At 66.7% G+C, this 466-nt stretch carries 2 protein-coding genes; one reads left to right on the top strand and one right to left on the bottom strand.

What is annotated here, in order from left to right; genetic code table 11:
• On the bottom strand, positions 1–157 hold a 157-nt coding region (locus tag LPA42_RS33425), incomplete at its 3' end, for an HIT domain-containing protein (protein ID WP_228987149.1).
• Here LPA42_RS33425 and LPA42_RS34775 point away from each other — a divergent pair.
• Positions 156–466: AAA family ATPase (locus tag LPA42_RS34775; RefSeq protein WP_368859508.1), on the top strand; the 311-nt coding region annotated here is incomplete at its 3' end. The two genes, LPA42_RS33425 and LPA42_RS34775, sit on opposite strands and share 2 nt — an antisense overlap.

The following is a 466-nucleotide window of genomic DNA, read 5'->3' on the forward strand; positions in this document are numbered from 1 at the left end:
CGTAGGGCCCCTTGGGGATCACCAGCACGTGCACCGGCGCCTGAGGCCGGATGTCGTGGAAGGCCAGCGTGTGCTCGGTCTCCGCCGCGGTCCGGTTCGGGATCTCCCCTCGCAGGATTTTCGCGAAGATGTTCCCCGTGTCGTACTCGTAGCCCATGGCGCTCCCCCTCGGCTGTTCCGCGGGAGGGAACGGCCAAACGACAGTCCGGTCTAGGCCGAGGGGTGATTCGAAAGCGGTGTTGACCCAGGGCCCGCCCGCATGTGATTCCTTTCCGACGCGAAACCTCGGGAGCCGACGACCGGTGCATTTCACCCGCCTGCGCCTGCTCGGATTCAAGAGCTTCGTCGACCCCACCGAGCTTGTCATCAATCCCGGCCTCACCGGCGTCGTCGGTCCGAACGGCTGCGGCAAGTCGAACCTGCTCGAGGCGCTGCGCTGGGTCATGGGCGAGAACCGCCCGTCGGT

The organism is Micromonospora sp. DH13 (assembly GCF_020873825.1).
GTDB lineage: Bacteria > Actinomycetota > Actinomycetes > Mycobacteriales > Micromonosporaceae > Micromonospora > Micromonospora haikouensis.